We start from the raw sequence: 10,060 nt of genomic DNA, 5'->3' as shown, positions 1-10,060 counted from the left end.
CCTCAAGACCGAAGTCCCGCGCATCACCCGGATACATGTCGAGCACGTTGAGGACGTCACGGAAGTTGACACCCGCCGCCCGCACCGCAACCCGAACCTGACCCTCACCCAACACGGCAGACGCCTCAGGGAAGGGGGTCAGTGCCAGACCGTCCAGGGTGCCCTTCTCCACAATGTCCAACCGCCACGCCGACTCCCCCGACGGGACGGTGAGTTCCTGGTCCGTGCGGGCACGGGACAGGCGGGGCGCGAAGGCAACGCCGCCGCGGAGGACGACCTCCGCCTCACCGGAGACCAGGGTCGCTCCGAGGCGGGTCCACGACTGCGGGGCGGCGTCCACGTCGGCCAGCGCGAACCGTCCGGGGTTCTCGGCGCGGGCGGCGCGTACCAGGCCCCACACGGCGGCCAGTGCCGGATCGCTCATGGATCCCTCGGGCGCAAAGGCACCCTCGGTCACGATCACCAGCCGGGCGTCTTCGAAGCGCTCCTCCGCCAGCCATGTGCGGACCAGTTCCAGCGCGGTCGCTGTGGCGGTGTGCGCTGCCCGAACCGGGTCTCCGTCGGGACGTGTGACGCGGACCAGGACATCCTCGCCGGATCCGGCAGCGCGCTCGGGCAGGCAGGTCGGCACGTCCGCCGGACTGGCCGGGGTGTGGGGCCGGACGTGGGCGGGGGCGGGCTCTGCGGCCAGCGGTGTCCAGTCCACGCGGTGCAGCAGTTCGGCGTGGCCGATGGCGGTCGGGTTGCCTGGCGGTGCCGTCAGCGGACGCAGGGTGAGGGATGCGACGGTGGCGACGGGTGAGCCGGACGGGTCGGTGAGGTCGAGGGCGATCGCTCCCGAGTCGGCGGGGCGCAGCCGGGCACGCAGGCCCGCCGCTCCGGTGGCGTGCAGGGTGACGCCGGCCCAGGAGAACGGGAGGCCCGGGCCGGAGGGGTCGTCCGTTGCGCCGTCGGCGGCCGTTCGGGTGGCGGCGAGGGCGTGCAGGAGCGAGTCCAGCAGGGCGGGGTGGATGCCGTAGCGGCGCGCGTCGGGGGTCGTCTCGGCGGGGAGGGCCGCTTCGGCGAACAGGTCGTCGCCGTGCTGCCGTAGCGAGGTGAGGCCATGGAAGAGGGGACCGTACACCAGGCCGGTGTCGGCCAGTTGGTCGTAGAGGCGGTCGATGGGCACGCCGATGGCGTCGGCCGGTGCCCGGACGTCGGCCGCGGGCGCCGGGGCGACGGGTTCGGGTCGCAGGGTGCCGACCGCGTGCTGGGTCCACGGTTGGTCGTCGGCGTCGTCCGTGCCGGGGATGTCGGCGGGCCGGGAGTAGACGCCGATGTCGCGTCGGCCGGCGTCGTCGGCGGTTCCTACGGTGACCTGGAGCTGGGCGGCTCCCTGCGCGGGCAGAACCAGCGGGGTGTGCAGCGTGAGTTCCTCGACCGTGGTGCAGCCGACCCGGTCGGCGGCGTGGAGGGCGAGTTCCAGGAAGGCGGTGCCGGGCAGCAGGACGGACCCGGAGACGACGTGTTCGGCCAGCCAGGGCTGGTGCCGGGTGGAGAGCCTTCCGGTGAAGGCGGCGGTGCCGCTGTCCGCGAGGGTGACGGCGGCGCCGAGCAGTGGGTGCCCGGCGGCGGACAGGCCCGCGGAGCGGAGGTCGCCCGGGTGGGTGCCGGCCGGTCGGGGCCAGTAGCGGCTGTGCTGGAAGGCGTAGGTGGGCAGTTCGGCGGGACGTGCTGCGGGGAGCAGCGCGGCCCACGAGACGTCGGCGCCGTGGGTGTGGAGGGTGGCGGTCGCCGTCAGCAGCGTGTGGGCCTCGGGGCGGTCCGGGCGAAGGGCGGGGACCGCCGACGGTTCGCCGTCGTCGGCCGAGGCGTGGACGAGGGCGGTGAGGGTGCCGTCGGGGCCGAGTTCGAGGAAGCGGTCGACGCCCTCGTCGTGCAGGGTGCGGACGGCGTCGGCGAAGCGGACCGCCTGACGGACCTGCCCCACCCAGTACTCCGGGGACATCAGCTCCTCCGGGTCGGCGGTCCACCCGGTCACCGTGGACACCATCGGCAGCCGCGGCCGTGCGTACGACAACTCCTGGGCCACGGCCCGGAAGTCGGCGAGCATCGGTTCCATCAGCGGCGAGTGGAAGGCATGGCTGACCCGCAGCGCCGTCACCTTGCGGTCCTGGGCACGGAAGTGGGCCGCGACCTCCTCCACCGCCTCGGCCACGCCCGAGACGACCACCGCCCGCGGACCGTTCACCGCGGCAATACCCACCCGCACACCGTCCAGCAGCGGCAGCACCTCCTCCTCGGACGCCTGCATCGCCACCATCGCCCCACCCGCGGGCAACGCCTGCATCAACCGACCCCGCGCCACCACCAGACGACACGCATCCTCAAGCGACCACACCCCCGCCACATACGCCGCAGCTATCTCACCGATCGAATGCCCCACCAGCACATCCGGCCGCACACCCCACGACTCCAGCAACCGGAACAACGCCACTTCCAACGCGAACAACGCAGGCTGCGCGAACTCCGTCCGATCCAGCCGGTCCGCATCCTCACCGAACACGACCTCCCGCAACGAGCACGGCAGTTCGGTGTCCAGATGCGCGCACACCGCATCGAAGGCATCCGCGAACACCGGACACCCCTCATACAACTCACGCCCCATACCCGGACGTTGCGAGCCCTGACCCGCGAAGACGAACGCCGTACGGCCCTCGGGACGTACGCGGCCGGTGACGGCGTCGGCGGTGGGCCGGTCGGCGACGAGGGAGGCGAGGACCGCCAGCAGCGCGTCGCGGTCGGTGCCGAGCACGACGGCGCGGTGTTCGTGCGCGGTGCGGGTGGTGGCGAGGGCCAGGCCCAGGTCGGCGGCGGTGAGGTCGGGCCGTGAACGGGCGTGCGCGAGCAGTCGTGCGGCCTGCTCACGCAGGGCGTCGGCGGAGGCGCCGGAAATCGTCCAGGGCAGCGGGCCGGTACCGGCGGTGGGTGCCGTCGTCGGCTCGGTGTCCTGCGGCCGGCCGTTCTCCTCCGGCTGGTCGGCCTCGCGCGGCTCTTCCACGATGACGTGAGCATTGGTGCCGGAGACTCCGAAGGCGGAGACACCGGCGCGGCGCGGCCGGTCGTCGGCGGTCCACGGCCTGCTCTCGGTGAGAAGTTCCACGGCTCCGGCGGACCAGTCGACGTGGGTGCTGGGGGTGCCGGCGTGCAGAGTGGGCGGCAGGACGCCGTGCCGCATGGCCTGGACCGTCTTGATGACGCCGGCGACGCCGGCGGCGGCCTGGGTGTGTCCGATGTTGGACTTCAGCGACCCGAGATACAGGGGCTGTTCGCGGTCCTGGCCGTAGGTGGCGAGGAGGGCCTGCGCCTCGATCGGGTCGCCGAGCGTCGTGCCGGTGCCATGGGCCTCGACGGCGTCCACGTCGGCCGGGGCGAGCCCGGCATCGGCCAGTGCGGCACGGATGACGCGCTGCTGGGCGGGGCCGTTGGGGGCGGTGAGGCCGTTGGAGGCGCCGTCCTGGTTGACGGCGCTGCCGCGGACCACGGCGAGCACGGGGTGCCCGTTGCGGCGGGCGTCGGACAGGCGCTCGACGACGAGGACACCGGCGCCCTCCGCCCAGCCGGTGCCGTCGGCGTCGTCGGAGAACGGCTTGCACCGGCCGTCCAGGGCGAGGCCGCGCTGGCGGCTGAACTCGATGAAGGCGCCGGGGGTGGACATCACGGTGACGCCGCCCGCGAGGGCGAGGTCGCACTCGCCCGCGCGCAGGGCCCGGACGGCGAGGTGGAGGGCGACGAGCGAGGACGAGCAGGCGGTGTCGACGGTGAGGGTGGGGCCTTCGAGGCCGAGGACGTAGGCGATGCGGCCGGAGACCACGGCCGCGGCGTTGCCGGTGCCGAGGAAGCCGTCGCCGGCGTCGGGGGTGCTCAGCAGCAGGGCGGGATAGTCCTGGCCGTTGGAGCCCATGAACACACCGGTGCGGCTGCCGCGGAGGGCGCCGGGGGCGATGGTGGCCCGCTCCAGCGCCTCCCAGGAGATCTCCAGCAGCAGCCGCTGCTGCGGGTCCATCGCCAGGGCCTCTCGCGGCGAGATCCCGAAGAAGCCGGGGTCGAAGTCGCCGGCGCCGGTGAGGAATCCGCCGTGTCGGCAGTAGCTGCTGCCGGGGCGTCCGGGCTCGGGGTGGTAAAGGGCGTCCAGATCCCAGCCGCGGTCGGTGGGGAACTCGGTGACGGCGTCCTGGGCGCCGGCCACGAGCTGCCACAGCTCGTCGGGGCCGGTGACGTCGCCGGGGAGCCGGCAGCCCATGCCGACGATGACGATCGGGTCGTCGTCGGTCCGGTCCGCGGCGCTTGAGGCCGGCTCGTCGCTTCCCCGGGTGGGGCCGGCGCCGTCGCCGAACAGCTCGCCGTGCAGGACCGCGGCGAGGTCCACAGGAGTGGGGTGGTCGAAGACGAGCGTGGCAGGCAGCGCGAGGCCCGTTGCGGTGGTGAGGCGGTTGCGCAGTTCGACGGCGGTCAGGGAGTCGAAGCCCGAGTCGCGGAAGGCGCGCCGGGTCTCCAGCAGGCCGGCGTCGGTGTGGCCGAGGACGGCTGCGGCATGGGCGCGGACCAGTTCCAGCAGGGCGCGGGTGCGTTCGGCGGGCGTTCGGCCCGTCAGGCGTTCGCGCAGTGCCGTGCCCGCCTCGCCACGACCGGGGGCGGCCGGTCCGGCTCGCAGGGCCTCCGCGGCTTCCGGAACGCCGGTGAGCAGGGGGCTGGGACGGGTGCCCGTGAAGCCGGGGGTGAACCGGGCCCAGTCGACGTCGGCGACGACCTGCCCGGTGACGTTCTGCTCCAGCAGGCGGCTCAGCGCGGCCAGCGCGGTGTCGGGGGCGAGGGCGGCGAGGCCGCGCCGGCGCAGGTACTCCTCGGCGCCGTCCTCGGCCGCCATGCCGCCCCCGCTCCACGGGCCCCAGGCCACCGAGAGGGCGGTCGCACCGCGGGCGCGCCGCTGCTCGGCGAGCGCGTCGAGATGGGCGTTGGCGGCGGCGTAGGCGCTCTGGCCGCCGCTGCCCCACACGCCGGCGATGGAGGAGAACAGCACGAAGGCGTCGAGAGGGCGGTCGCCCTGGGCCCGGAGGACGGCATCGAGGTGGGCGGCGCCGTGCGCTTTGGCGGCGAACACCGCGCGGAACCGGTCGGCATCGACGTCGCTCAGCGCCACGGTGTCGGTGACGCCCGCCGCGTGGACGACGGCGTCGACGGTGTGGCGGGCCAGCAGCCGCTCGACGGCGGCGCGGTCGGAGACGTCGCACGCCTCGACGGTGACGCGGGCGCCGAGGGCGGTCAGTTCGTCCCGCAGTTCGGCGGCGCCCGGCGCGTCGGGTCCCCGGCGTCCGGTCAGGACGAGGTGGACGGCGCCCTGTTCCGCGGCCCACCGGGCGACCCGGGCCCCGAGGGCTCCGGTGCCACCGGTGATCAGGACGGTGCCGCGGGGTCGCCAGCCGGTGCCGGCGGGCGGGGTGTCCGGGACGTCGGTGTGGCGCAGTCGTCGGGCGAGAACGCCGGAGGCGCGCACGGCGACCTGGTCCTCGGCCGCTGAGGCCAGGACCGAGGCGAGCCGTGCGGCCGCACGCCGGTCGACGCTCGGCGGCAGGTCGACGAGGCCGCCGAACCGGCCGCCGAGTTCCAGGGCGGCCGCCCGGCCCAGGCCCCACAGCGCGGCCTGCGCCGGGTCCGGCGCGGCGTCGGCGCGTGCGGTCGCGACAGCACCGCTGGTGGCCAGCCACAGCGGGACGGTCGTCCGGGCGTCGCCGAGTGCTTGCACGAGCCGTACGGTGCGCAGGGCGAGGTCGGCCGCGTCGTCCTCGATGGGGGTGCCGGCGGCGGGCAGGGCGAGGACGCCCGCCAGAGTGCCGGTCTCCGCCAGGCGGGCGGCGAGTGCGGCACGCTCTTCACCAGGGGCGTACACGAAGGGCACCGCTTCGGCGCCGCGGGCCGTGAGGGCGTCCGCGAGGGTGCGGGCCAGGTCGTCGCCCGCTGTGCCGTCGGGCACGGCGAGCAGCCAGCGGCCGGTGAGCGGGGTGCCGGTGCCGGGGTCGAGGGGCTCCCAGGTGATCCGGTAGCGCAGTTGGTCGACCCGGTTCCGTTCGCGGCGGCCACGTACCCACGACGACAGCGCGGGCACCAGAGGACGGACGAGCCCTTCGTCGACGTCCAGGGTGTCGGCGAGGGCGGCGACGTCCTCGTGTTCGACGGCGGACCAGAACGCCTTGTCCTGGCCGGTGGTGCCGTCCTCGGCAACGGTCGGCGGTGCGGGCTCCAGCCAGTAGCGTGCCCGTCGGAACGCGTACGTCGGCAGGTCCACGGGCCGCGCTCCCCTGCCGGCGAAGACCGCCGCCCAGTCGACCGGCGCGCCGTGCGCGAAGGCGCCGGCGACCGCGGCCATGAGCGCGGCCGGCTCGGGCCGGTCCTTGCGCAGGGCGGGCACGGCCGTCAGTCCCTCGCCGTGCAGGCACGCGCGGGCGAGCGCGGTCAGCGTGCCGTCGGGCCCCAGTTCCACGAACCGGGTCACCCGGCGCTTCTGCAGCAGCCGTACGCCGTCGGCGAAACGGACGGGTTCACGCACGTGGCGGACCCAGTAGGCGGGCGCGCACAGGTCGGCCGGGCGGGCGGTCTCACCGGTCGTGTCGGAGATGATCGTCAGCCGTGGCTGATGGTAGGTCACGCTCTCGGCGACCTCGCGGAAATCGGCGAGCATCGGCTCCATGAGCGGCGAGTGGAAGGCGTGGCTGACCCGCAGGGGGGTGACCTTGCGGTCCCGGGCGCGGAAATGCGCGGCGATCTCCTCGACGGCGTCGGCGGTACCGGAGACCACCACGGCGTGCGGCCCGTTGACGGCGGCGATGCCCACCCGTTCGCCGAGCAGGGGCAGCACCTCGTCCTCGGTGGCCTGCAGCGCGGCCATCGCACCGCCCTCGGGGAGTGCCTGCATGAGCCGGCCGCGGGCGGCGACCAGGCGGCAGGCGTCGGCCAGGGACCAGACACCGGCGACATGGGCGGCGGCCAGCTCGCCGACGGAATGGCCGAGCAGGAACTTCGGCGTGAGGCCCCATGCCTCCAGTTGCCGGAACAGGGCGACTTCGAGGGCGAACAGGGCGGGCTGGGCGTATTCGGTGCGGTTCAGCGGTGCTGCGTCCGCACCGAACACGATCTCCTTCAGGTCGAAGGGCAGTTCGGCGTCCACCGCGTCGAACGCGGCGGCGAACTCGGGGTGTGCGTCGTACAGTTCGTGGCCCATGCCAGGGCGTTGCGCGCCCTGGCCCGCGAAGAGGAAGGCGGTGGCGCCGCGCGCCGTGCGCCCGCGGACTGTCGTGGTGCCGGTCTCCCCGGCGGCGAGCGCGGTCAGTTGCCGTACGGCGTCTTCGTGGTCCGTGGCGAGGACGATCGCCCGGTGTTCCAGGGCGGCCCGGGTGGTGGCGAGGGCATGGCCGACGTCCAACGGGCGCGGCGGCTCGGGGTCCTGGTGCAGCCGTTCGAGCAGCCGGGCCGCCTGCGCGCGCAGTGCTTCCTCGCTGCGCGCGGACACCGGCCAGGGTATGACGGGCAGCTCGCGTCGTTCACCGTCCGGTGCACCGTCCCGCGCCCCGGGAGTGCCGTTGGCACCGTCCGGTGCGGGCGCGGTCGCGTGGTCGGGTGCCGGCGCCTCCTCGATGACGGCGTGGGCGTTGGTGCCGCTGATTCCGAAGGAGGACACGCCTGCGCGGCGTGGCCGGTCCGAGCGCGGCCAGTCGACCGGCTCGGTGAGCAGCCGTACCGCGCCGGCCGACCAGTCGACGTGCCGGGACGGCTCCGACACGTGCAGGGTGCGCGGCAGTGTGCCGTGCCGCATGGCCTGAACCGTCTTGATGATGCTGCCGACGCCCGCAGCGGACTGGGTGTGACCGATGTTCGACTTCAACGAGCCCAACCACAGGGGATGTTCGCGGTCCTGCCCGTAGGCCGCGAGCAGCGCCTGCGCCTCGATGGGGTCGCCGAGGGCGGTGCCGGTGCCGTGCGCGTCGACGGCGTCCACGTCGGCGGGGCCCAGTTCGGCGGCGGCGAGCGCGGCCCGGATCACCCGCTGCTGGGCGGGGCCGTTGGGCGCGGTCAGGCCGTTGGAGGCGCCGTCGGAGTTGACGGCGGTACCGCGGACGACGGCCAGCACCGGGTGTCCGAGCCGGCGGGCGTCGGACAGCCGCTCCACGAGCAGCATGCCCGCGCCCTCGGCCCAGCCGGTGCCGTCGGCGTCGTCGGAGAACGCCTTGCACCGGCCGTCCGCCGCCAGGCCGCGCTGCCGGCTGAACTCGTAGAACATCGCGGGGGTGGCCATCACCGCGACACCGCCTGCCAGGGCCATGTCGCACTCGCCGCGACGCAGCGCCTGGCATGCCCAGTGGAGCGCGACCAGCGAGGAGGAGCACGCCGTGTCGACGGTGACGGTGGGGCCCTCCAGGCCGAGGGTGTAGGCGATGCGCCCGGAGGCGACCGAGGTGGCGTTGCCTGCCAGCAGCAGCCCCTGCACGCCGTCGGGGAACTCGCTCACCCCGGCGCCGTAGCCCGAGCTCGCGGCGCCGACGAAGACGCCGGTGCTGCTGCCGCGCACCGCCCCGGGGTCGATGCCGGCCCGCTCGAAAGCCTCCCAGGAGATCTCCAGCAGCAGCCTCTGCTGCGGGTCCATCGCCAGGGCCTCGCGCGGTGAGATCCCGAAGAAGTCGGCGTCGAACTGAGGCGCCTCGTGCAGGAACCCGCCGCCGAGCGCGTAGAAGGTGCCCGGGTTGTCGGGGTCGGGATGGTAGCCCGCCTCCATGTCCCAGCCGCGGTCGGCGGGAAAGCCGGAGATGGCGTCACCGCCCTCCGCGACGAGCCTCCACAGTTCCTCCGGGCTGTCCACACCACCGGGGTAGCGGCAGCTCATCGCGACGATCGCGATCGGTTCCCGGTCCCGTGTCTCCGCCTCGCGCAGCTGCCGGCGGGTCTGCCGGAGCTCCGCGGTCAGCCTCTTGAGGTATTCGACGTACTTGTCGTCCGTCTTGCCGTCTTCAGCCACCAACGCCACATCCCTGAGCCGATGCCAACGGTTTCCCGCGGCTGATCACGACATCCCGAGTTCTTTGTCGATGAGGTCGAACAGCTCGTCCGCCGTCTCGACGGAGTCGAGTTCTCCGTCGTCGACGTCGGCGAGTGCCGCTCCGGACTGCCCGGAGCCGGTGCCGTTGTCGTGTCCGGCACCGCTGCTCTTCGTTGCCAGTTCCTGCCACTTCGCCGTCAGCCGTTGCAGCCGAGAAGTGATCGCCGCGTGACCGTCGCCGCCGATCGTGGCGGCGGCGAGCGCGGCCTCCAGCCGGTCGAGATCGGCCAGCAGCGGCGCTGCCGCGGCGGCGGCCGCTTCGTCGGCCTTGCCCGACGGTCCCCTGGTGCCGGACTCCTCCGGCAGGGTGATCTGTGTCAGCACCTGGGCGGCCAGTGCCGTCGGTGTCGGGTGGTCGAACACCAGCGTGGCCGGGAACCGCAGCCGGGTGGTCGCGTTCAGACGGTTGCGCAGTTCCACCGCGGTGAGGGAGTCGAAGCCGAGTTCCTTGAACGCCTGGTCCGGTTCGATCTCGTCGGAGGAGGCGTGGCCGAGCGTGGCCGCCGCCTGTGCGCACACCAGGTCCACCAGGTACTGCTCCCGATCGGCCGGAGCGAGCGCGGCCAAACGGGCCCCGAGGTCCTGCGGCTCGGTGTGCCCCCCGGTCGCCGCGACAGCCGCCCGCCGTACCGGGGCGCGGACGAGGCCGCGCAGCATCGGCGGTACGGCCTCGGCGTGGGCGCGCAGTGCCTTCAGGTCGAGGTTGACCGGCAGCAGCATCGCCCGGTGCGCGGGCGCCCCTCCGGTCACGAGTCCGGCCTCGTCGAGCAGCCGCAGGCCCTGCTCCACCCCGAGCGGCCGCATGCCGCCGCGTGCCATGCGGCGCAGGTCGGCTTCGGTCAGCTCGGCCGTCATGCCCGCTCCCGGAGCCCACGGCCCCCAGGCCAGCGCGACGGCCGGCAACCCGGCGCGGCGACGAACGGTGGCGAAGGCGTC

The 10,060-nt window shown here is 74.3% G+C and carries 2 protein-coding genes; both read right to left on the bottom strand.

All coding sequences use genetic code 11. The features are described from left to right. On the bottom strand, nucleotides 1-9,043 hold a 9,043-nt coding region (locus JS756_RS35245), incomplete at its 3' end, for a type I polyketide synthase (protein ID WP_307791429.1). Nucleotides 9,044-9,088: 45 nt separating this feature from the next. Then, nucleotides 9,089-10,060 (bottom strand): phosphopantetheine-binding protein (locus JS756_RS35240; protein WP_240204852.1); only part of this gene is annotated, 972 nt, incomplete at its 5' end.

It is taken from the genome of Streptomyces actuosus, from assembly GCF_016921115.1.
Lineage (GTDB): Bacteria > Actinomycetota > Actinomycetes > Streptomycetales > Streptomycetaceae > Streptomyces > Streptomyces actuosus_A.
Note: the sequence above shows the minus strand (reverse complement) of the source record. Positions and strands in the feature narration are given on the sequence as shown.